The 23,098-nt window shown below is 37.8% G+C and carries 19 protein-coding genes; 3 read left to right on the top strand and 16 right to left on the bottom strand.

The annotated features are described in order from the left end of the window. Positions 1–496: 496 nt before the first annotated feature. The 13 genes from FCI53_RS18645 to FCI53_RS18585 all read right to left on the bottom strand — a co-directional run bounded on the left by FCI53_RS18645 (position 497) and on the right by FCI53_RS18585 (position 14,365). Complete coding sequence (locus tag FCI53_RS18645) at positions 497–2,101, bottom strand: CTP synthase (protein WP_138420512.1); 1,605 nt, start codon at positions 2,099–2,101, stop codon at positions 497–499. A 184-nt stretch (positions 2,102–2,285) separates the two neighbouring features. Beyond that, positions 2,286–2,804, bottom strand: coding sequence for a DNA-directed RNA polymerase subunit delta (gene rpoE, locus FCI53_RS18640; RefSeq protein WP_138420511.1), 519 nt, complete (start codon positions 2,802–2,804; stop codon positions 2,286–2,288). A 161-nt stretch (positions 2,805–2,965) separates the two neighbouring features. Continuing rightward, entirely contained in the window at positions 2,966–3,553 is a 588-nt protein-coding gene (locus FCI53_RS18635; RefSeq protein WP_138420510.1) for a P-loop nucleotide/nucleoside kinase family protein, read from the bottom strand. 182 nt (positions 3,554–3,735) lie between these two features. Next, entirely contained in the window at positions 3,736–5,751 is a 2,016-nt protein-coding gene (gene tkt / locus FCI53_RS18630) for a transketolase (protein WP_138420515.1), read from the bottom strand. 151 nt (positions 5,752–5,902) lie between these two features. Next, positions 5,903–6,553 (bottom strand): fructose-6-phosphate aldolase, encoded by a 651-nt coding sequence (fsa, locus tag FCI53_RS18625; protein WP_138420509.1) that lies wholly within the window; start codon positions 6,551–6,553, stop codon positions 5,903–5,905. A 26-nt stretch (positions 6,554–6,579) separates the two neighbouring features. After that, the gene (gene glpX, locus FCI53_RS18620; RefSeq protein ID WP_138420508.1) at positions 6,580–7,533 is read right to left on the bottom strand and encodes a class II fructose-bisphosphatase; all 954 of its coding nucleotides are present in this window, start codon (positions 7,531–7,533) and stop codon (positions 6,580–6,582) included. 18 nt (positions 7,534–7,551) lie between these two features. Next, entirely contained in the window at positions 7,552–8,037 is a 486-nt protein-coding gene (gene rpiB / locus FCI53_RS18615) for a ribose 5-phosphate isomerase B (RefSeq protein WP_138420507.1), read from the bottom strand. Positions 8,038–8,253: 216 nt separating this feature from the next. Next, positions 8,254–8,910: a dihydroxyacetone kinase subunit DhaL gene (gene dhaL / locus FCI53_RS18610; protein WP_138420506.1), complete on the bottom strand. Its 657-nt coding sequence runs from the start codon at positions 8,908–8,910 to the stop codon at positions 8,254–8,256. 30 nt (positions 8,911–8,940) lie between these two features. Further along, positions 8,941–9,945 (bottom strand): dihydroxyacetone kinase subunit DhaK, encoded by a 1,005-nt coding sequence (locus tag FCI53_RS18605; protein ID WP_138420505.1) that lies wholly within the window; start codon positions 9,943–9,945, stop codon positions 8,941–8,943. A gap of 142 nt (positions 9,946–10,087) precedes the next feature. Further along, positions 10,088–11,050 carry a substrate-binding domain-containing protein gene (locus FCI53_RS18600; protein ID WP_138420504.1) on the bottom strand — a complete coding sequence of 321 codons (963 nt, stop codon included), beginning with the start codon at positions 11,048–11,050 and terminating at the stop codon, positions 10,088–10,090. Positions 11,051–11,073: 23 nt separating this feature from the next. Continuing rightward, positions 11,074–11,850: an SDR family NAD(P)-dependent oxidoreductase gene (locus FCI53_RS18595; protein WP_138420503.1), complete on the bottom strand. Its 777-nt coding sequence runs from the start codon at positions 11,848–11,850 to the stop codon at positions 11,074–11,076. Between the two features lie 39 nt (positions 11,851–11,889). After that, entirely contained in the window at positions 11,890–12,867 is a 978-nt protein-coding gene (locus FCI53_RS18590) for an ABC transporter permease (RefSeq protein WP_138420502.1), read from the bottom strand. A 10-nt stretch (positions 12,868–12,877) separates the two neighbouring features. Next, positions 12,878–14,365 (bottom strand): sugar ABC transporter ATP-binding protein, encoded by a 1,488-nt coding sequence (locus FCI53_RS18585; protein WP_138420501.1) that lies wholly within the window; start codon positions 14,363–14,365, stop codon positions 12,878–12,880. 510 nt (positions 14,366–14,875) lie between these two features. On the opposite strand from FCI53_RS18585, the gene FCI53_RS18580 reads away from it, so the two are divergent. Then, on the top strand, positions 14,876–15,652 hold the full coding sequence (locus FCI53_RS18580) for a DeoR/GlpR family DNA-binding transcription regulator (protein ID WP_138420500.1): 777 nt from the start codon (positions 14,876–14,878) through the stop codon (positions 15,650–15,652). A gap of 495 nt (positions 15,653–16,147) precedes the next feature. On the opposite strand, the gene FCI53_RS18575 is transcribed toward FCI53_RS18580, so the two are convergent. Continuing rightward, positions 16,148–18,268, bottom strand: coding sequence for a (Fe-S)-binding protein (locus FCI53_RS18575; protein ID WP_138420499.1), 2,121 nt, complete (start codon positions 18,266–18,268; stop codon positions 16,148–16,150). 190 nt (positions 18,269–18,458) lie between these two features. Here FCI53_RS18575 and cls point away from each other — a divergent pair, with 190 nt between their 5' ends. Continuing rightward, positions 18,459–19,661, top strand: a complete 1,203-nt coding sequence (cls, locus tag FCI53_RS18570) for a cardiolipin synthase (protein WP_171038238.1) — start codon at positions 18,459–18,461, stop codon at positions 19,659–19,661. 14 nt (positions 19,662–19,675) lie between these two features. Further along, the gene (locus tag FCI53_RS18565; RefSeq protein ID WP_138420497.1) at positions 19,676–19,852 is read left to right on the top strand and encodes a XapX domain-containing protein; all 177 of its coding nucleotides are present in this window, start codon (positions 19,676–19,678) and stop codon (positions 19,850–19,852) included. A gap of 870 nt (positions 19,853–20,722) precedes the next feature. Here the strand turns inward: FCI53_RS18565 and argS are convergent. Next, complete coding sequence (gene argS, locus FCI53_RS18560) at positions 20,723–22,390, bottom strand: arginine--tRNA ligase (protein WP_138420496.1); 1,668 nt, start codon at positions 22,388–22,390, stop codon at positions 20,723–20,725. Then, complete coding sequence (locus FCI53_RS18555; protein ID WP_138420495.1) at positions 22,387–22,821, bottom strand: YwiB family protein; 435 nt, start codon at positions 22,819–22,821, stop codon at positions 22,387–22,389. The genes argS and FCI53_RS18555 overlap by 4 nt, the downstream gene beginning before the upstream one ends. Positions 22,822–23,098: the final 277 nt, after the last annotated feature.

Genomic DNA, 23,098 nt, shown 5'->3' with positions numbered 1-23,098 from the left:
GTATACGTATAATCAAGCAAAAAGCTCTAAAATTACGATGCACAAAACAAGAGCGGAGGAAATACACGGAGACTCCTACGGGAGGAAAGGCCTAGGTGAGACCCCGCAGCGAGGGACGAGCGAGGAGGCTCACCAGCCGCCCGTGGAAAGCGCAGTGTATTTCCGGAGCTCTATATTAGCACTCATTTTATAAGAGCGAGCGAGAACAACATTAGTTACGTCGGAGTTTCTATCAACTACGACACAAAAGCAACAAATTTTACTATAAGTGCCATAAGGAGTTTAAAAGGACGGGCATGAATCGTTTGGTCAATTTTTTTGTGTTAATTCACCGTGTAATGGCTCTCTTGGTCGATTCAGACAAAATTGGTGCGTGAATCTACCGTGACACTCCTGCTCTCAGCTGATAACAAAAAAAAGCCCAGAGTTTAATCTGAGCTTTCTTGCTATGATCCAAACTAATCGCTTGTTCACCTTAGTGGGCCACACATAAAACTTATTGATTCATCTTCACAGCTGCATCGATAAATCCATAGAATAAACGCTGCGGGCGATTTGGTCTTGATTTAAATTCAGGGTGATATTGGGATGCTACAAACCATGGATGGTCGTTTACTTCGATTGTTTCGATTAACTTACCATCAGGGCTTGTCCCTGAAAAGATAAATCCGTTCTCTTCCATCTGATCACGATATTCGTTATTAAATTCAAAACGATGACGGTGACGTTCGTACACGATATCTTCGTTTTCATACGCTTCTTTTGTTTTGGTACCATCTGTTAAACGGCAAGGATAAACACCTAATCTTAACGTTCCACCTAGATCTGAAACATCTTTTTGTTCTGGTAGTAGGTCAATAATTGGGTAAGGTGTTCCTGGATTGAACTCCGCTGAATGTGCTCCTTTTAATCCCACTACATTACGCGCAAATTCGACAGTTGCTAACTGCATACCAAGACAAATGCCTAGGAACGGCACTTTTTCTTCCCTTGCATAGCGAATTGCTTCAATTTTTCCTTCAATACCGCGATCACCAAATCCACCAGGCACTAGAATACCGTCAGCACCTTTTAGCGATGCTTCCACATTTTCACTTGTTAATTCTTCGGCATTGATCCAGCGCACATCAACATCGGCATCAAAGCTGAACCCTGCGTGTTTTAGCGCCTCAACGACAGAAATATATGCATCAGGAAGCTCCACATATTTTCCTACTAAAGCAATTGTGATGGTTTTCGATAAATTCACAACCCGATCGACTAATTGCTTCCACTCGGTCATGTTTGCTTGGCCACACTCTAAACCAAAATGATCACAGGTTAGTTGGTCAAGTTTTTGCTCTTGCAATGCTAATGGAATGTGGTAAAGCGTGTCCGCATCTTTCATTTCCACGACTGCTTTTTCATTAATATCACAGAACAAGGCGATTTTTTTCTTCATTTCTTCGCTAATTTCCATTTCCGTTCTTAGGACAATCACATCTGGTTGGATACCTAATGAACGCAATTCCTTCACACTGTGTTGGGTTGGTTTTGTTTTCATTTCACCAGCCGCTTTAATGTATGGCACAAGGGTACAGTGCAGATACATCACATTGTCGCGGCCGATGTCACTTTTAATTTGACGAATCGCTTCAAGGAATGGGAGGGATTCAATGTCACCAACCGTACCACCAATTTCCGTAATGACAACATCTGCGTTTGTCTGTTTACCTGCTTGGAAAACCTTATCTTTAATTTCATTGGTTATGTGTGGAATTACTTGTACGGTTCCACCTAAGTAATCACCATGGCGTTCTTTTCTAATAACAGTTGAATAAACTTTACCAGTCGTAATATTGCTATATTTATTTAAATTAATATCAATAAAACGCTCATAGTGTCCAAGGTCCAAGTCGGTTTCAGCGCCATCTTCGGTTACAAATACCTCACCATGCTGATACGGGCTCATTGTCCCTGGATCGACATTAATATATGGATCAAATTTTTGAATCGTTACTTTTAATCCTCTGTTTTTCAATAAACGTCCTAATGCGGCTGCAGTGATCCCCTTTCCAATCGAAGATACCACACCACCAGTTACAAAAATATACTTTGTCACCCTTCATCCCTCTTTCTGTGTCTTTGTTTATATAGTATTTTACTATTTAAAAACTTTTTCATTCAAAGGGGTTTTTCTCTGTAAAAAACAAAAAACGCCCCCCTATACCGGGGAGCGTGAACTTATAATAATTGTAGAGCCCAAATAGCATTTTACTCATTTGCCTTTGGAAAGTCAAGAACGATTACTTAATTTTCTCTTCATCAGAGGAATCAAGATCGTCATCCTCGTTGCCTACATCCTCTTCACTATCATCGAATTCGTCATCTAAATCGAAATCATCAAAGTCATCATCTAGATCACTGTCATCAAAATCTAGTTCCTCTTCATCTAGACTTAAATCTGCTTCTGGTTCAGCAACCACTTCTTCTTTTTTCGGTTTAGCAGCTGCTTTTTTCTTTTTCTTCTTTTTCTTCTTCGGTGCCGATACATCGTCATCGATTTGGTCAACTGGGTACCAGCGTTTAAGCCCCCACAGATTCGATCCAATCGTTAAGAAACTACCATCAATGTTTAAATCGGTATAAAATTGAGCAAGCTTTGCTTCTTTTTCAGCATCACTGAACCCTTTTATCTCTGCGATTTGATCAAATAGTTCACGAAAATCCATTGCTTTCTTATTGTTTGCGCCAAGGATTTCTTTCGCCATTTCAATCATGGCTAAGTCTTCAATTTGATCTTGAGTAAACTTCTTCAAGGCCACGGTCAAGCACTCCCTTTTTATGTAAATTGAATTCATTCCAATTGAATCATTTTTCGCACATCATTTATTTTTGCAAAGTCTACCATACATTATATGGTGATGAAAATCAAAATGCAATATGCGCGATTCCCCAAAGGACAGGAAAACCGCGCATGTTTTGTCTAGTTGTTAATAAATTGTGTCACCTTGTTTACTTTTTCTTCAGTTAATTCTCCTGAGTTATCAAAAACAAGGATGTTGGATTCGGGAATGTCCCAATTAATTTCTGGAACAAAATTAACACGAGATTCATAGCTGTTCCAATTCTCCAACTTCCAGGAATCACGAACCGTGCCACGATCAACAATACGTTGCTTCTGTTTATCAATGTCTTCTAGTGTAACGACAACTACTTTCACATCAACATCTTGCTTGGTTTTGCCACTTGCTTCTATCACTTGTTCGATCCAAAGCTTATTTTTCAATTCTGATGTAAACGGAGAAATCATAAACACATCTTGCCCAACAGAAAGGTTTTCTATACACAGATCTGTTGTTGTTTCGTATTCAAGATCTCTTAGTTCTGTTCTGTAAAAATCAGAATCTCGATCATTTTTATCTAAATTATTATCCTCTAACACTTTTTCAACAAAGCGCCCACCAACTGTATCCTTATCCAAACATACGCAAGGCCTTTGTTTTGCAATACTCCTAGCAACTGTAGTTTTCCCCGTTCCTGCAACACCTACAAAAAAGACTAACTTTTGCATACATACACCTCATTTATAATTATGTCTGTTATTTATAGCATTTACTATAGTAACTTAAAAATGAATGAAGTGCACCCTAAAAGTTAGCCAACCTTAACTAGGGCCCGCCCTCCCAATTGGAGGTCAGACCCTAATATTACAGGTTTCATAACAATTTTAACTAATTTAAAAATTTCACAAATTTAATTTTCTATTAACCTTTCAACATGATTTACAACATTTTCAACTGTAAATCCATACTCCTCGATTAGTTTTTGACCATTCGCTGAAGCACCAAACTGATTGATGCCGAGAACATACCCTTCATCTCCAACATATCGGTCCCAGCCAAGTGGATAAGCCATCTCAACGGCAAGTCGTTTTGTTACTTTTGGCGGAATAATACTGTCTTTATAATCTCGCGGTTGTGCTTCAAATCGATCCCAAGATGGCATGCTCACTACTCGCACATCAATGCCTTTATCTTTAAGTTTCTGTTGTGCTTTAATAGCCAGGTGAACTTCAGAACCCGTTGCGAGTACTAATGCATCAGGTGTTGATTTGGTTGACTCACTTACAACATAGGCACCTTTCTTCACACCATCATAAGCATGTTCTCCGGTACCGTCTAAGGTCGGTAAGTTTTGTCTCGTTAGTACTAATGCTGTTGGTTGATCATTTGATTCCAAAGCTAACCGCCATGCTGCTTGTGTTTCATTAGCATCTGCAGGTCGAATTAGCGACAAACCTGGCATTGTACGGTAGGATGCAAGATGTTCAATCGGTTCATGTGTTGGTCCATCTTCCCCAACAGCGATGGAATCATGTGTCCACACATACGTTACAGGTAATTTCATTAGAGCTGATAAACGAACAGCCGGACGTAAATAATCACTAAAAACGAAAAACGTACCGCCGTAAACTTTAAGGCCTCCATGAAGCGCCATACCATTTAGTGCAGCAGCCATCGCAAATTCACGAACACCAAACCAAATATTACGACCTGCATAATTTTCGCTTGAAAAATCTGATTCATCATTGATCATTGTTTTGTTTGATCCTGATAAATCAGCACTACCACCAATAAAGTTTGGAACTTCTTTCGCAATTGCATTTAAGACTTTTCCTGATGAGGCACGTGTTGCCAACGTATCTTTTTCAGGTTCAAACACTGGAAGAGCTTTTTCCCAACCTTTTGGTAGTTCGCCATTGATTGCTAACTCTAATTCTTGAGCAGGTTCAGGATATTTTTCTTTGTACGTATTAAATAGTTGATTCCAGTTTTCTTCTGCTTCTTCTCCTGTTTTTACTGCTTTTTCTTTAAAATCAGCATATACCTCTTTCGGTACATGGAACGGTTCATGTGTCCAATTATAATTTTCTTTTGTTAAATGTACTTCATCCGAACCAAGTGGCGCACCGTGGGAAGCAGCAGACCCTGACTTATTCGGAGAACCATAGCCAATCACTGTTTTCACTTCAATTAGTGTTGGTTGGGCAGTATTTTGTTTAGCTTCTTTCATTGCACTACGTAATGCATCAACATCATTTCCATCTTCGACACGAATTACTTGCCAACCATATGCTTTAAAACGATCCGCTGTATAATCTGAGTAAGACTTATTTAAATCACCATCTAAGGAAATGTCATTCGAATCATATAAAGTGATAAGTTTTCCTAATCCAAGGTGCCCTGCTAGGGATGCCGTTTCATGCGATATACCTTCCATTAAATCTCCGTCACCCACTAATGCAAAGGTATAATGATCTACAATGGATAGATCCTCTTTATTGTATTTCGCTGCAAGATGCGCTTCAGCCATTGCCATTCCTACAGCTGTAGCAACTCCTTGCCCGAGCGGACCTGTTGTTGTTTCCACCCCATCCGTGTGACCGAATTCCGGATGCCCAGGTGTCTTAGAACCCCATTGACGGAACTGTTTTAAATCATCGATCGTTACCTTGTAACCTGACAAGTGTAACAGTGAATACAACAACATCGAACCATGACCCGCTGATAAAACAAAACGATCACGATTAAACCAGCTAGAATTTTTTGGATTATGATTCATAAATTCCGTCCATAACGTATATGCCATTGGAGCAGCACCCATCGGTAAACCAGGATGTCCTGAGTTCGCATTTTCAATCGCATCAATGGCAAGGGTACGAATACTATTTATTGATAATTGTTCAATTGAGGTGGCAGTAGTTTCCATCATCAACACTCCTCTCTAGTTAGAAAAACTCGGCATTCGCCTTAACCGACAGCGAATGCCAAAGTTTTTCTCATACCAAATACATATACTCTAATCCACCATGAAGGAACGACTGTTAGTACAACAAACCATTCATAATAGGATTATTCACTTAATTTTTTTGAGGAACCTTTTCCCAGTCTTCTAAAAACTTTTGAATACCAATATCTGTTAATGGATGACTCCACAATTTTGGTAATAACGCACCAGGGATTGTTGCAATATGTGCCCCAGCAACCGCTGCTTGCTCTAAGTGTCCAATCGTTCTCACACTAGCAGTAATGATTTTTGACTCTAATCCATAATTATTTAATGTCTTATTTAAATTTCCAATTAGTTCTATTCCATCTTCCCCCATATCATCAATTCTTCCCACAAACGGACTTACATACGTAGCACCAGCCTTGGCAGCCATTAGTCCTTGTGCAACAGAGAAAATAAGGGTGACATTTGTTTTAATCCCTTCACTCGAAAGGATATTAACCGCTTCCAAACCGGCTTCAGTCATTGGAATCTTAACAACAACATTCGATGCCCATGTGGCAATATCTCTTGCTTCTTGCACCATTTCATCAACGGTTAACCCTATAACTTCAGCACTTACAGGACCATCTACGATACTACAAATCTCTTTAATTACTTCTTTGAAATCTCTTCCCTCTTTTGCAATAATGGATGGATTCGTTGTTACACCATCAACAAGGCCTAAACGATTAATTCTTTTAATCTCTTCAATATTCGCTGTATCTAGGAAAAATTCCATCTACATTTCCTCCTTTTTCTGAATGGTTATTTATTGAGTATGGCATTTCTTTCATGTTGGCTTTTTATATAATGTAGTTTATTTTCTTTTCCATTAATCAAAATGGAATGTGTGAAATAGTTTCCATGATCTTCTTTAATACCATCTAAAAATATATTCTCTGTAATACCTGTTGCAGCGAAAATGCAATCATCCGAACCAACTAACTGAACATGAGTTAATGGATTTTCCGGCTCCATTATCCCCATTTCCATACAACGTTGCCATTCTTCGTCGTCCTTAGGAAGAAGCTTTGCCTGCATTTCGCCACCTAATGCTTTTAATGCTACAGCTCCTAGTACCCCTTCTGGTGCACCGCCAACCCCAAAAAACATATCAATATTTTTGCTCGGGATACATGTTGCAGTAGCGTAAATAACATCTCCATCATTAAACAAATAAACTTTTGCTCCAATTGCTCTAATCGCATCTATATATTCATGGTGTCTCGGGCGATCTTGAACTAGTACATTTAGTTCGCTAACTTTTTTGTCATTTGCCTTTGCTACTGCTTCAATATTGTCCTTTAATGATGCAGTGATATCAATTTTACCTTTTGCCTTAGGTCCAACAGCCATTTTTTCCATATACATATCCGGGGCGTGAAGTAGTGAGCCCTTGGGCGCTGCCGCAATAACAGTGATTGCATTACCTTGACCATTAATGGTTGGTGTCGTTCCCTCAATTGGATCAACTGCAATATCAACTCCCGGGCCATTACCTAATCCTACTTTTTCTCCTATATATAACATTGGCGCATTGTCAATTTCACCCTCACCAATCACAATAGTGCCTTGTATTTCCATTTGGTTTAGGTACTGTCGCATTGTCTTTGTAGCTACATCATCGGCAGCTATTTTGTCTCCACTACCAACCCACGGTAATGCGGCAAGCGCAGAAGCTTCCGTAACTCTTAAGAAATCTAGTAACAATGATTTCATAAAATCATCGCCTCCTGGTTAGCTGCACTGATTACCAGCAGCGGCTTCTTTATAGCTCTCTCCTACAAATTTTTGTTCATTTTCAATTATTTTGTTTACCTTTCGTTCCGAACCATTCGCCCACTCAGAATCTAAATAAGCGCTTACAACCTTCTTTCCAACTTCATGACCAATAATTTGTGCCCCCATCGTTACAATCTGTGCGTTATTACTAAGCTGGGCTCTTTCGGCAGAATACGTATCATGCGCTAATGCAGCACGAATACCCGGATACTTATTAGCTGCAATACAGACCCCAATGCCTGTTCCACAAATCAAAATACCCCGATCAAGTTCCCCTTTACTAATTGCCTCAGATACTTCAAACGCTACATCTGGATAATCTACTGCATCACAGGAATCACAACCATAGTCTACTAGTTCATGATCCGTCCCTTTTAAATGTTCTTTAATTGCTTCTTTAAAATCAAATCCGTTGTGGTCACTTCCGATACCTATCTTCATTATATCTTCCTCCTCACTCCTTCAATGAAATCTTTCAACTTTATATTATCATTTTAATTCATATCTTATTGTTTTTCAACGATTATTTTCATTTTTAATTATTTTACTTTGTTTTTTGATTACATAGATAAAAAAGGATCAGAACTTTATCATCTGATCCAGTAATTTTTATATTCAACTTTATTAATAAACTAACTAAACATCACACCGCCATAGTTAATTAGCCTGCACAGAACGTGATTTTACAAAATTGAAAAACTCATTTAAAATCAAATAAGCTGATGTAGCGCCCGGATCCTGTACACCAATAGACCTTTCTCCCAAGCGACTTGAACGACCTTTCTTTGAAGTAAGGTCTTTTGTAGACTTCATTCCTTCTTCACCTGCATCCACAGCTTCACTGAACGCACTTAAAAACTCTTGGTAATCGTTAAATTTCTCTTCTAATACATTTACAAAAGGCTCAAGTGTGTCAATCATTGTTTTGTCACCAACATCTGCTTGACCACGCTCTTTTACACCCTTCCCAAATGCAAGCCAAAATTGTGCGAGATCTTCACCGTTAAGAACAGTTTTGTTTTTAATTACTTTCGCTCCCCTCATGAAACCCGTTGCATATAAAGGCCCCACGGAAGAACCGACAGCACTTAAAAATGTTTTACCAACTTTAATGCTGACTTTTCCACAGTCCTCTTCATTTAAAAGTTCATTATTAAGCGATTCTTTTATAGCTTGCCAGCCAATTGACATTGTTACACCATGATCTCCATCACCTAATTTTCGATCAAGTTCACAAAGATAATCTTTTTGTTCTTCAATCATATTAACCACACTATTAAAATACTCTTTTAGTTCACTCACAGTAAATTCCATATTTGTCCCCCTTGCTTTTTAATACATCGGTTATTTTTGAACGAACATCGGACAATCTACTGAATGATCTATCGTTCTTTCTAATTCCTCATCCAATTTCATCAAAGTAACAGAACAGCCACCCATTTCAAGTGACGTAATGTAGTCTCCTACATAGGAACGATAAATTACAATACCATTTTCATTTAATATTTGTTCCACTCGTCTAAATATAATGTATAATTCCATTCTAGGTGTTGAACCCAACCCATTTACAAGAACAGCAACTTTATCACCTTTATTCAGTTCTATATCAGCTAAAATATCATGAACAAGACGTTCTGCAACTTTATCCGCTGTTTCTATTACCCCTTTTTCTATACCAGGCTCACCATGGTGACCTAAACCTATTTCCATTTCATCATCACCTATATCAAAGCTCGGTTCGCCAGTTTGAGGCAACGAACAAGGACTTAAACCAACACCCATAGAACGCGTGTTTTCATTCGCTTTTTGAGCAACTCTTATCACATCATTTAAATTATATCCAAAATCAGCTACTGCACCAGCTGCTTTAAAAACAAAGAATTCACCAGCAATTCCACGACGTTTTTCCTTTTCTTCTTTTAGCGCTGACGCTACATCATCTGTTGCTAGTGCCGCTTTCACTCGGATATCCTCTTCTAAATCAGCCATCTCCGCGGCCATTCCAAAATTCATCACATCTCCAGCGTAATTACCATATAGATAAGCAACACCGGCACCTTTATCAATAGCTTTTGTTACTTCTAAGATTGGATCTGGTGAAGGTGATGCAAATATATTACCAATTGCAACACCATCTGCCATCCCTTCACCAACATAACCCATAAAACCTGGTTCATGACCTGAACCCCCACCGATCAGCACACCAACCTTCCCTTCTCTAGTCTTACGAGCTGTAACTATTGACCTTTCATTTTCAGGTAGTTGTTTCACATAACTAGGATGCGCTTTCACGTATCCTCCCACCATTTCTTCTACTACATCCTTTGGGTTATTAATCAATTTTTTCACAAATCTCACTCTCCCTATAGAGAACTTTAAGGCAACTTTTTTATTTCCTCCCATCCTTTTTTGGATAGGAGGATTGACCATTTTTCTTACTAAGGTTCAAACCTATTTTTATAGTAAGATTGTTTAATAACTTCTGCTAACCTTATTTAAATTCATCTAAATTATCAGGTGTTACTAATTCAAAAGGAATCATATATTCCTCCTCGACAGATTCTCCTTTTAGATATTTCAAAGCTACTTCAACAGACTCTTCACCCTGTTTAACGGCATTTTGAAAAGTTGTTGCATTTAACCGCCCTTCATCAACGGCATCTAATGCGTCGGAAATGGCATCCACCCCAACAACTGGCACATCATCTTTTATACCTGCATCCTCTAATGCATTTATTGCACCTAGTGCCATCTCATCATTTTGAGATACTACACCATCAATTTCATCCGGAAATGCCTGCAGCCAGTTTTCCATTAAAGATAATCCTTCAGAACGAGACCAGTTTCCTGTTTGTTCTGCCAATACATTGATGTCTGGATAATTTTCCAAAATATTGTAAATACCTTCTTTTCTTTGAATTTGAGGTGAACTTCCTAACGGGCCTTCAAGGATCACAATATTCCCTTCCCCATCAAGTTCATCAGCCATCCATTGCATTTCAATTTCTCCAGCTTCTACATCATTCGAACCAATGTATGACGTTAACAAATCACTTTCTACTTTTGTATTCACACCAAATACTGGAATATTTGCATTATCAGCCATCTCTACAGCCCCAGCCATTGCTTCCGCATCAGTCGGAGAAAAAATAATTGCATCAACACCTTGAGAAATCATATTTTCAAATTGACTAAGTTGTGTAGCAGGATCGTAATCACCGTCATAAAATTCAATCTCTGCCCCCTGTTCATCAGCAATTCTTTCTTGTGCATCACTAACTAAAACCGGAAATTCATTTTGCATACTATAATGGGTAACGCCTAAAGTGAATGTTTCAGAATCATTGGTTTCATTTCCATTGTTAGATGTTTCCTCTTCCTCTCCACAAGCTATTAAAAAAATACTTAAAACTCCCAATAACAATAATACCGAAAACTTTTTAATAATTTCCATCTTACTTCCCCCCTAGTATATTTTTAATTAATTGTATAACCACCATCAATAATAAAGGTTGAACCGGTTGTAAAACTGGAAGCTTCAGATGCTAACAAAATCACAGCCCCACCTAATTCATATGGTTCTCCTAATCTTTTAACCGGAACCATATCCAACACATGCGCCAACTCTCCACCTTCTTCAAATATTGGCTTAGTCATTGCCGTCTTCATATAACCTGGACCAATCGCATTTACTCGGATATTATGGTTCACCCATTCTGATGCAAATGACTTAGTCATGTGGGCAACTGCCGCCTTTGATGCGTTATAAGCAGTTTGAGATTCAGTATTAGCTATAAAACCAGACATTGAAGACATATTAATAATTGACCCACCGTTGTTCTCCATCATGTTTAAAGCAACATATTTTGAACACAGAAACACGCCGTTCACGTTAACATCCATAGTCTTTTTCCAGTCTTCCAACGATTGATCTACAGCATCAATCTTTTGACATATACCAGCATTATTGACTAATATATCAACTTTTCCGAAATTTTCTACTGTCTTATCAACCATTAACCTCACATCTTCTTCATTTGTAACATCAGTTTTAATTGCAAGTGTAGAAACACCATTTAATTCCTTGATTTCTTGAGCAGTTTCCTTTGATTGCTTAAGATCAATATCTGCAATAACAATATTCGCCCCCACTTGAGAAAGAGCATTTGCTATTTCCTTCCCTAACCCTACTCCACCTCCTGTTACAATTGCTGTCTTATTAGTTAGATCAAATAACTCCCTATACTTCACCATCAGTTTTCACTCCTCGTTTTTTATATTCACTTTATTTTATTATCCTTTATTAACCTTTGAGTCAAATAGTACAGCAGCTATTATTATGATGCCTTTAACAATCATCTGGAAGTATGATGAAACGTTAAGAAGGTCTAGGCCATTACTTAAAACCCCTATGATTAATACACCAATTATTGTACCCCAAAGCCTACCTCTACCACCTACTAAACTAGTTCCTCCTATAACAACAGCTGCGATAGCATCCAATTCATAAGCAGTACCTGCTTGAGGTAGTCCTGCTGTTACTCGTGCAGATAAAACAACCCCGGCTAAACCAGATAACATACCACTTATTGTATATACTGCAATTTTTACCCGATTTACTTTAATACCTGAAACACGAGCGGAGGTTTCATTTCCACCTACAGCGTAAACATACCGTCCAAACCTTGTTTTTTGAAGAATAAAAGCACCTAATACGAAAACTATAAATAAAATTATTACTGGAATTGGTATACCAATTAACTCACCTCCCCCAATAAATTTGAACCCATCTGATAATCCGCTAATGGGATTTCCATTACTATATACCATCGTCAAACCTCTAGCTATACTCATCATCGCTAGAGTTGCTACGAAAGCAGCTACGTTAAAACGAGCTATGATAAAACCATTTATAAACCCTAATATACTTCCCGCCATTATACCAACCAATACAGCTAATAGCACCGGCAATTCCGAATCACCCGTGACTAAACTCGCCGAGACTACTCCTGAAAATGCAAGGATGGAACCTACTGACAAATCAATACCACCCGTTAAGATAACATAAGTCATCCCTATAGCTAACAAACCATTTATCGCCACTTGTCGAACAACATTTATTATATTATTATATTCTAAGAAGTTAGAATTCAATGATGACAGGACAACTATTAATAGTAGAAATGCAAATATAATCCCAAAATCCCTCAGAAATTGTTTTGGTGTAAAATTGAGTTTTCCAACAGTTTTTTCTATTTTAGTCTCTAACATATTTCTCCTCCTATCTTAAGTTAGCCGTAGCATACTCCATTATTTTTTCTTGGTTTGCTTCTTCTCTCGTTAATTCTCCAGTCTTTTCCCCGTTTGAAAAAACCAATACCCTATCACTCATACCTAATATTTCAGGCAATTCAGAGGAAATCATTATTATCGCAAAACCTTTATTAGCAAACTCCACCATTAGTTTATAAATTTCCGATTTGGCACCTATATCAATCCCTCTTGTAGGCTCATCTAAAATCAAAATACTCGGCGAGGTCATCAACCATTTAGCTAAAACTATTTTTTGTTGATTTCCACCACTTAGTTGTCCAGCTTCTTGATTTTTTGAGTGTAATTTGATTCTGAGAGCCTTAATATAATCATTTACTTTTTCATTTTCAATAGATCTATCTAAGACCCCATACTTATCAATAGACGCTAATGATGAGATCGAGATATTTTCTTTCACCGATCGGCAAAGAGCCAAACCCTGTTCTTTTCTATCTTCTGTAACAAGTGCAATACCCTTTCCTATGGCGTCCCAAGGACCATTAATTTGAATAGTTTTGTTATTGACTTGAATTTCACCCTCGTCTAATTTATGTAGTCCAAAGATACTTTCAACAACCTCTGTCCTACCCGCTCCCATCAATCCAGCAATTCCTAAGATTTCTCCTTTACGAACTTCAAAATTAATATCGTTAAACATACTCTGTTTAGAGAAATTTTTTATTGATAATATCGGTTCACCTACGACATTATTTTTATCAGGAAAAACATCTTCAAGCTCTCTTCCCACCATCATTGATATCAATTCATTGTTACTAACTTCTGTAGTTGGTTTAGTTGCTACAATATCTCCATCTCTCAAAACTGTTATCACATCACAAATATCATATATTTCTTTCATTTTATGGGATATATAAATTATTGATTTCCCGTTATCTTTCAAATCCCTTATTACACCAAATAACTTCTCAACTTCACGATCTGTAATTGCAGATGTGGGTTCATCCATTATAATGATTTCCGCATCATAAGAAATAGCCTTACAGATTTCCACCATTTGCATATCAGAAACTTTCAAATCTCGTATTTTTGTTTTTGGGTTTAAAGCTACACCAATGGAGTTCAAGACCTCTTCTGTTTTTTTAAACATTTCTTTATAATCAATAAAACCGTATTTTACTGGTTCCCTACCCAAAAAAATATTTTCAGCAATTGATAAATCTTTGATTGAAGATAATTCTTGGTGTATCATCGAAATCCCTTTCGACAACGCCTCTCTAGGATTTTTTATTTTAAGGGACTCTCCTTTTAGGAAGATCTCTCCACTGGTAGGCATATGTATACCTGTTAGAATTTTCATCATTGTAGATTTTCCGGCCCCATTTTCCCCCATTAACGCATGAACTTCTCCCTTATTAAATCTAACATTAACATCATTTAATACTTGCACATCTCCAAAACTTTTTGCTATACCTTTCAGTTCAAGGAATTCACTCATCCATTAAACCCCCTCTTTTCTAGAACATATCCAAATACAAAAAAGTATTAAAACTTTTGTCATCGCTTTCATTTTTGTTTATGTTTAAATATTATCATTTTTTTTCATTTTGTCAATGCTTTAAAATGGCAAATTTTAGATTATTTTAACATTTTAATTTAGAATTAATAGTGGATCACTCTGGTATTTCAAAACTAGAAATTATATATCTTAATCTTATAATTTTTAATAGTACCATGTCTAACAATTCAGAGCACAGCCCTCTACTCTTCTTGCACAGTGCATAGTATAAACAATTTCATCAATATTTTATTTTCAATTTCTTTAATTGCTAGTTTATACTCTTCAACAGTTAGTTCTCATAAATATTAGGGGATATTTTTTATTTGTTTTTATTTACTACTTTTCTTTGTTTTTTTATTTAAAACACTGAATTAATACTATTGCTAAATAATTCTAAATGAAATAAGATAACGTTAAACACAATAATTTTAAGGGATGAAAGTATTTATGAAAATGTTTGCAACTGAAAGAAGAAATGAAATACTAAAAATTCTTCAAGAAAAACAACGTCTAACAGTCAAAGACCTCTCTTCAAAGATTGGAGTATCTGAAGCAACGTTACGAACCGACTTGAATAAAATGGAAATGGAAGGACTACTAACCCGAACTCATGGAGGTGCAATTCTTAATGACTATATAGATTATGAAACTAGTTTTTCTGCACGTGAAAAGAAAAATAAAAGTGAAAAAATAAAAATAGCGGAGAAGGCATTTACCTTTGTGGAAGAAAAACAGTGTATTTTACTCGATGCAAGCTCAACTGCACTAGAGTTTGCACGCTTCTTAAAAGACCAACAAGTGCGCTTAACTGTCGTGACTAGCGGGTTGCAGACAGCACTAGAACTAAAAGATAATTTTAATATTACAGTAATATTAATAGGCGGAGTTGTAACAACCGGGTCAAGTTCTGTTGAAGGGACTCTAGGATTGAGTATTTTAAACAATGTCAATATCGACATTATGTTCACTTCAGCTAATGGTTTCGTAGTTGAAACTGGTTTAACTGATTTTAACTTATATGAGGTAGAACTTAAAAAAGAAATGGTTAAAAAAGCAAATAATGTTATTGCTTTAATTGATAAATCTAAAATAGGTACAAGTTCTAGTGCACTTTTTGCATATACAGAAGAAATTGATACCATTATTACAGATCAACCTATTGGGAATGATATAAATCGAAAACTTTCAGAATTAAGTATAAGAGTCATTGATGCATCTTCATAGAATTTTCTAATGAAACTTCATTTTCTATGAATATAAATAACAAAAACCGGGCAAAACTGCCCGGTCATTTCTATGGTTTGATAATGTCAAATAATTTATATTCCTGACCATGTTTTTCTTTATAGTATCCATTCTAGATACACCTCTCCTCTGCACTATTCACAGCTAAACTAAGGTGGGACAGTTAGTCTTAGGATTGTGTCATGGAATAGTCTTTTAAAATAATTTCAAAACTATTTTACTCCTTATAATTTAGAAGGGGACAGGCTACCTCACTCTATATATAAGTTTATTCACTAATAATATAGAGAGTTGCCGATATTTAAGAAATTAACTGTTAGATTTTCCACTTGACTTGTGAGTTTAATTTAATACTACAGGAAAGTAATTTCCCACAATAAGTAGCAGTGTATTTTTAGTTTGATACTTCATTTAATTCTCACAAATAAAGTTTTATTGTAAATAAGCCTCTGAATTTTAGAAAACACTATATTTTTAGCGGATATCCTCATCATATACAGCCATCGCCAAAATCTCCGCCACGTCCATCGTTCCAATATCATCTTCAACTTGCTTTGCTTTGGTTCCGTCACTGATCATGGTTAGGCAGAATGGGCAGGCACTGGAGATCATGGTTGGGTTCACTTGCATTGCTTGCTCGGTACGGGCTTCATTGATGCGATTACCCGTCTTATCCTCTGTCCACATCAAGCCACCGCCAGCACCACAACACATACCGTTTTCTCTGCTTCGTTCCATTTCCGTTAACTCGATGCCTGGAATCGCTTTTAAAATTTCCCTTGGTGGATCATAGACACCATTGTAACGGCCCAAGTAACAGGAATCATGATAGGTTAGGCGCTCGTTGATTTCTCGTTTCGGAACGAGGCGGCCTTCCTGAATCCAGTCATACAATAGTTGGGTATGGTGATACACTTTTGCTTCATAGCCGAAGTCTGGATACTCATTTTTAAAAATATTATAGGCATGTGGGTCGATCGTGACAATCTTCTTCACATCATTTTTCTCGAATAATTTAATATTTTTCTCAGCAATTTCTTGGAACAAAAATTCATTGCCTAAACGACGGGCAGTGTCGCCTGAGTTGGCCTCTTTATTACCAAGAATCGCAAACGAGATGCCTGCTGCATTCATTAATTTAGCAAAAGATAACGCAATTTTCTGACTTCTGTTGTCATAAGAACCCATCGAACTAACCCAAAACAGGTATTCAAACTCTTCGCCTTCTTTTTTCTTTTCCTTAACAGTTGGAATCGAAACGGACGGATCCAACTCGCGCCAATTTTCACGTTCGCGTTTGGATAAGCCCCACGGGTTGCCTTGACGTTCAATGTTCATCATCGCCCGCTGTGCATCTGGATCCATTTTCCCTTCTGTCATCACAAGATAACGGCGAAGGTCAATAATTTTATCGACATGCTCATTCATCACTGGGCATTGATCCTCACAATTGCGGCAAGTCGTGCAAGCCCACAGTTCTTCTTCTGTGATCACATCACCAATTAAACTACTCGACTCCCCGTGAATACTAGCAGCAACTTCATCTCCAGCATCTGTTTGCGCCATTTTTGCCAATTGATTTCCTTGGGTATTAGCAAATGCACTCGCTGGCACCCATGGTGATTTCCCTGTTACGGCTGCCCCTGTCTCTGTTAAATGGTCACGTAATTTAATAATCAAATCCATTGGCGATAGCATCTTGCCTGTTGCAGTTGCCGGGCAAACATTGGTACAACGGCCACATTCAACACAAGAATAAAAATCGATCATTTGCAGCTGGTTAAAATCTTCTATCTTCCCTACCCCAAAGCTAATGTCTGCCTCATCGGTTTCGTCATCAATATCAAAATCGATTTTTTCCAATTTGCCAGGATTCGTGTTACGACTCATGTAAACGTTGACTGGTGCGGCAAGTAAATGGGCGTGTTTGGATTGTGGTACATATACTAAAAAGCTTAGTAGAACGAGTGAATGAATCCACCACGAAATAAAAAACAACACAGTAGCAGCTGTTGGCGACAACCAAGAGAAAGCGATTGCAAAAATGGACGCAATTGGTTCTGTCCAAGTAGCAGTCTCCCCATGCCAGACCATTTCCATCCCATTTCCAAACAACACAGACAACATTAAGGTACCAATAAATAGTAAGACAAGTCCTGCTTTAAAGCCACGTTTTAAGCGTACTAATTTTTCAACGTAACGACGGTGAAAAGCCCATACGACAGCAACCAAAATCATAAGCGTTACAAGCTCTTGAAAAAAGGTAAAGCCAGGATACAGAAATCCAAGTGGCAGATGAGCACCTGGTACAAGGCCTTTAACAATAAAATCTATTGCTCCAAATTGAACTAATAGAAACCCATAAAACATCATGACATGAATCGCGCCAGATTTTTTATCCTTTAGTAATTTCTTTTGTCCAAACACATACACAACAATTTTTTGTATGCCTTGCTTCACCTGCTGGTCAAATTCCACCTTACGTCCGAGTTTAATATAAGCGATACGCGTTCGAACAACACGGACAAATAAGTACAATGCATAACACGTCACTAATAAAAATAAGACCCCATTAAGTATTTGTAAGCCTTCCATTTTCCCTTCCTCCTCTAATTATTAGACGAACTCGAACTTAACCCCTTTGTCCCTCTTCTGTTGTTATCTTATGTCTACTTTAAGTGATGAATGAATATTCAGTCAACTCTTTTGTTATTTTTCATTCATTTTTTATCCGAATTTGGGAAAGGTAATGATACCTCTGACCTTTAGAAAGGGGAATGTTGCATTGACTTTATCACTAATGATCCTAGCCATCATCGTCATTCTAGGTTTTTTAATCTATCTTGATTTGCGACTTGGCTATAACCATTTTCAGAAAAAAGCTCCTGTCTTTTCGTTCAATAGTAAGAAGGCTAGCTATAACTTGAAGACGGATGGGGATGAATTTTTTTCATCGTTGTTTGAGGATATTGAGCAAGCCCAAACCAGTGTTGATGTCCAGTTTTTTATTGTGAGAAATGATGGCATTAGCCTTGAATTATTTAATATATTAAAAAGAAAGGCTGGACAAGGGATAACTGTTCGCTTAGTAGTCGATCGAATTGGCAGTTTTCAATTAAAAAAAACGATCATAAAGGACTTACAAGCAAGCGGAGTTAAATTTGCTTTTAGTGATAAACCAGCTTTTCCGTATTTCTTTTTCCAACTAAATCGACGCAACCATCGAAAAATAACTGTTATTGATGAAAAAATTGGCTATTTAGGTGGCTTTAATGTTGGGAAAGAATATTTAGGAAAGGATCCAAAGTTAGGTCCATGGCGTGATTACCATATGCGAATTACTGGCGATGCAGTTAGTAGCTTAGTCAATGTATTTACGTACGATTGGAATCGAGCAAACAACCTGCCTGCAGAAGTTACCAAGGAAAAGGACAAAAGTGCTTCTAGTGACGAGAAAATGGATATTGTGGTGACAGAGGCTGGTCAATTAGAGGATTTTTTTGTTGATTATATTAACAATGCCAAGCGTGAACTATTAATTGGCTCCCCTTATTTCATACCTAGTAAACGGATGTTCCAAGCCCTACTGGACGCTTGTGATCGTGGGGTCGATGTTAAATTAACGGTACCCATGAAGGAAGACCATCCATTTGTTAAACCAGCAGGGATCCCCTATATGAAAAAACTATCAGAAGCTGGAGGGGAAGTATATTTGTATGATAATGGCTTCTATCACGCCAAGGTTATCTTGATTGATGAGCAATTTTGTGATCTCGGCACCGCAAACTTTGATATGCGTAGTGTCTACATCAATAAAGAAATGAATATCGTAATCGATCACGACGCCGATTTTATTAAAAAAATCCGTTCTGCGTATTTTAATGATATCAAGTCATGTTTACCGTTTACAGAAAAATGGGTAAAACAACAACCGATTATGAGTAAATTGTCTGGAATTATCGCTCAGGTCATTAAACCATTATTATAGGAGGTTTATTCAGTATGAAAGAAGTTGTCTTAGCATTGTTAACAGGCTTAATTGTAGGATTTTTGTTCGCACTGTTTAAACTCCCAATCCCGGCCCCACCAGCATTTGCCGGTGTTATCGGGATTGTAGGCATCTATGCTGGTTTTAAACTGTTCCAATGGATGGAGCCGATGATCAGTCGAATATTTTAAATGCGAACGTGTGTAACGGATAGTGATGGCTATTCGTTACTTTTTTGCTTTTGTGGGTGTATGTTTTTACGGCTTTTTTAAAGAAATTGTTACTTATTGTACGAAGCTAAATTATGTGTAATTAAACCTCCTTCCATTATTAGATGATTGCTATTATACCGCTTCGGAAATACACTACGCTTTCCATGGGGGGCTGGTGAGCCTCCTCATTCGTACCTCACTGCGGGGTCTCACCGATGCCACTAGTCCCATAGGAGTCTCCGTGTATTTCCTACGCTGATTCGGTTGCTTTGAATATAGAGTGATTGTTGCTTAAATCGTATTGGCTCTAATTTTTTACATATGAATTCATGCATACACTTATCATAATGCAGAAAACTTACCATAGTGGAGGCAGAATACGGAGACTCCTCGAAAATAAAGTTCAATATTCTTTGTGCGATGTAACGCTGCCGAAGCCTTCCTTGTCCTATGGGAACAGCACGAGTCGAAGATCCCATGAATTAAGGATCGTAGGCTAAGATCGCCACGTCCTGTGGAGCGCCTGCGCGTGATCAACATCCAACTGGCCCGAGGCCGTGCCCATGGAAAGCGGAGTATTCTGCCGAAACGATGATATAGCACATATTTCAACTAGAATGAAAGTAAATAAATTCAAGTATAGTAATTACACATGAATTGGCTTATGCGAAAAAATGAATAACTACAAGCTTTTCGTAAAGAGCCATTTTTAGTGCTTTTTCTTACGTTATCTTGCTATTCTTGCTATCGGTTACGTATATTTAGTGCTTTTTCTTACCTTAACAGTTCATAGGTTAAAAAAAGATCTGCCCTCTAACCTAGAGAGACAGATCCTCATATAGCATATTATTACATTTTTTCTGGTGCACTTACACCAATCAACTGCATGCCGTTAGCGATTGTGGTTTTCACCGCACGCATTAGCGCGATTCTTGCTTTGGTGCGCTCTTCGTCGTCGGCATCTAGTACTTTTTCTGCATTATAGAAACTATGCAAGTTCGATGCTAAATCGAAAATGTATTGGGTAATGCGGTGTGGCATCCGCTTGACTGCAGCTTCTTCAACGACTTGCGTGAATTCACCAAGCTTTTTCAACAAGTCTTCTTCTTTTTCAGAAGTTAGCAATGCGCCATTGTACCCTTCATCTGTGAAGCCTTTTTCTTCTGCTTGCTTCAACATCGTGCAAATTCGTGCGTGTGCATATTGTACATAATACACTGGGTTTTCATTAGACTCGGATTTTGCTAAATCCATATCGAAATCTAAGTGGGAGTCACTAGAACGCATCACGAAGAAATAACGCATCGCATCAATGCCAACTTCCTCCATCAGTTCACGTAGCGTGACAGCCTTTCCTGTTCGCTTACTCATTTTTACGCGTTCGCCATTTTGGAATAGGTTGACCATTTGAATAATTTCTACTTCCAACGTGTCAGACTCATAACCAAGCGCTTGAATCGCCGCTTTCATACGTGGAATATAGCCATGGTGGTCAGCACCCCAAATATTAATTAACGTTTCAAAGCCACGATCTAATTTATTTTTGTGATACGCGATATCTGGTGTCAAATACGTATAAGTGCCGTCATTTTTGATGAGTACACGGTCTTTGTCATCACCGAAGTCCGTGGAACGGAACCATGTCGCGCCATCTTCATCATAAATATACCCTTTGTCTTTTAACGTATCTAACGCCGGCTGGATTTTTCCATCTTCATATAGGGACGTTTCCGAGAACCAATGATCAAAGGTTACTCTGAAGTCAGCTAAGTCTTTTTCTAATTTTTCTAGTTCATATTTCAAGCCATACTGACGGAAAAAGGCAAGGCGCTCTTCCTCTGGCTTGTCTTCTAGCGAATCTTGATGTTCTTCTGCCAACTGTTTTCCTAGGTTAATAATATCTTGTCCGTGATAACCGTCCTCTGGCATTGGCCAATCTTTGCCTAATGCTTGCATGTAACGCGCTTGCACACTTGTAGCAAGGTTGGCAATTTGGTTACCGGCATCATTAATGTAGTATTCACGTTGCACATCGTAGCCAGCTTTTGCTAATACATTGCACAACGCATCCCCAACAGACGCCCCACGAGCATGGCCTAAGTGCAAGTCACCAGTAGGATTAGCTGAAACAAATTCGACTTGAATTTTTTCGCCGTTGCCAACTTGGGAAGAACCATAGTTTTCTCCTTCTTCCAAAATCGTCGGAATAAGGTTCGTTAAGTATTGGTTGTCCATGAAAAAATTAATAAAACCAGGTCCAGCAATTTCAATATCTTTAATCGAAGCTTTACTGCGATCGAACTGTGCAATGATGTCTTCTGCAATTTGGCGTGGTGCCTTTTTGGCAATTTTTGCTAGTTGCATCGCGATATTGGTTGCATAGTCCCCGTGTGCTTTTTCTTTTGGTTGCTCAAGCACGATCGATGGTAATTGGTCTTCGGTCGCAAGTTCTGCTTTTAAAACCGACTGTGCAATTTCTTCTTTTAACTTTTCTTCTGTTTGTTGCACAATATTCATTTGTTTTCCTCCTTAAATAATAAAGTAAGTCGATGTTGACGATCGCCTTCACCGTTTAATTTCGTTGTGTAGCTAATAAACAATTTCCCTTGGTCGTGCTCATCTGGTTGTTGATATGTAATTTGATCGGTATGGGTTTCCATATGAATCGAACCAAACGCATGACGATATATATTTTCGGTTATTTGTTTTTGGCGGAACGTTTGATGCATGTCTACACCACCAGAACGCTTCACACTTATTTTATCATTCGTGATTGTAATCAGCGAATGAACATCTTCTTGTTCCTCTATGTGTTCCGTAAAAGTAAGGACAGATGTATCTCCTTTTTTAATAAAGGTACCAGTTTCTTCGATCACTGTCACACTTTTTTCGTCCATTTCGCTTATTTCAGTTGTTAATTGTATATTAACTGGAACTTTATGAACCATGGTGTCACCCCTTTTGCTCGTGCCCTTTTTCATTATTTCTATAAAAGTGTTATTTTAGCATAACAACTAACATTTGCATAAATTTTAAAAATAAATACCTACTATTATCTTGATTTTTGTGTAGATATACTCAGATATAAAAGGTTTTCGTCTATATCTACGCCGGTTTTACTGCCTAATGTGCACGTTTCTTTCGTTTTCGTGTATATTAGCGCTGATTTTTGTTCCAGATATACACGATTAGGCGGTTTTCGTCTATATCTAAGGCCATTTTCCT

The sequence above is a fragment of the Aquibacillus sediminis genome, assembly GCF_005870085.1.
Lineage (GTDB): Bacteria > Bacillota > Bacilli > Bacillales > Amphibacillaceae > Aquibacillus_E > Aquibacillus_E sediminis.
This window is presented reverse-complemented; position numbering and strand designations above follow the sequence as displayed.

Excerpts from the sequence above, each read along its gene's own strand:
- FCI53_RS18555 (WP_138420495.1), bottom strand. The coding sequence starts at position 22,821 with ATGGTTCATAAAGTTCCAGTTAATATACAATTAACAACTGAAATAAGC.
- FCI53_RS18595 (WP_138420503.1), bottom strand. The coding sequence starts at position 11,850 with ATGGTGAAGTATAGGGAGTTATTTGATCTAACTAATAAGACAGCAATT.
- FCI53_RS18585 (WP_138420501.1), bottom strand. The coding sequence starts at position 14,365 with ATGAGTGAATTCCTTGAACTGAAAGGTATAGCAAAAAGTTTTGGAGAT.
- FCI53_RS18635 (WP_138420510.1), bottom strand. The coding sequence starts at position 3,553 with ATGCAAAAGTTAGTCTTTTTTGTAGGTGTTGCAGGAACGGGGAAAACT.
- dhaL (WP_138420506.1), bottom strand. The coding sequence starts at position 8,910 with ATGGAATTTACTGTGAGTGAACTAAAAGAGTATTTTAATAGTGTGGTT.
- FCI53_RS18600 (WP_138420504.1), bottom strand. The coding sequence starts at position 11,050 with ATGGAAATTATTAAAAAGTTTTCGGTATTATTGTTATTGGGAGTTTTA.
- fsa (WP_138420509.1), bottom strand. The coding sequence starts at position 6,553 with ATGGAATTTTTCCTAGATACAGCGAATATTGAAGAGATTAAAAGAATT.
- tkt (WP_138420515.1), bottom strand. The coding sequence starts at position 5,751 with ATGGAAACTACTGCCACCTCAATTGAACAATTATCAATAAATAGTATT.
- FCI53_RS18565 (WP_138420497.1), top strand. The coding sequence starts at position 19,676 with ATGAAAGAAGTTGTCTTAGCATTGTTAACAGGCTTAATTGTAGGATTT.
- rpiB (WP_138420507.1), bottom strand. The coding sequence starts at position 8,037 with ATGAAGATAGGTATCGGAAGTGACCACAACGGATTTGATTTTAAAGAA.
- glpX (WP_138420508.1), bottom strand. The coding sequence starts at position 7,533 with ATGAAATCATTGTTACTAGATTTCTTAAGAGTTACGGAAGCTTCTGCG.
- FCI53_RS18590 (WP_138420502.1), bottom strand. The coding sequence starts at position 12,867 with ATGTTAGAGACTAAAATAGAAAAAACTGTTGGAAAACTCAATTTTACA.
- argS (WP_138420496.1), bottom strand. The coding sequence starts at position 22,390 with ATGAATATTGTGCAACAAACAGAAGAAAAGTTAAAAGAAGAAATTGCA.
- FCI53_RS18580 (WP_138420500.1), top strand. The coding sequence starts at position 14,876 with ATGAAAATGTTTGCAACTGAAAGAAGAAATGAAATACTAAAAATTCTT.
- FCI53_RS18575 (WP_138420499.1), bottom strand. The coding sequence starts at position 18,268 with ATGGAAGGCTTACAAATACTTAATGGGGTCTTATTTTTATTAGTGACG.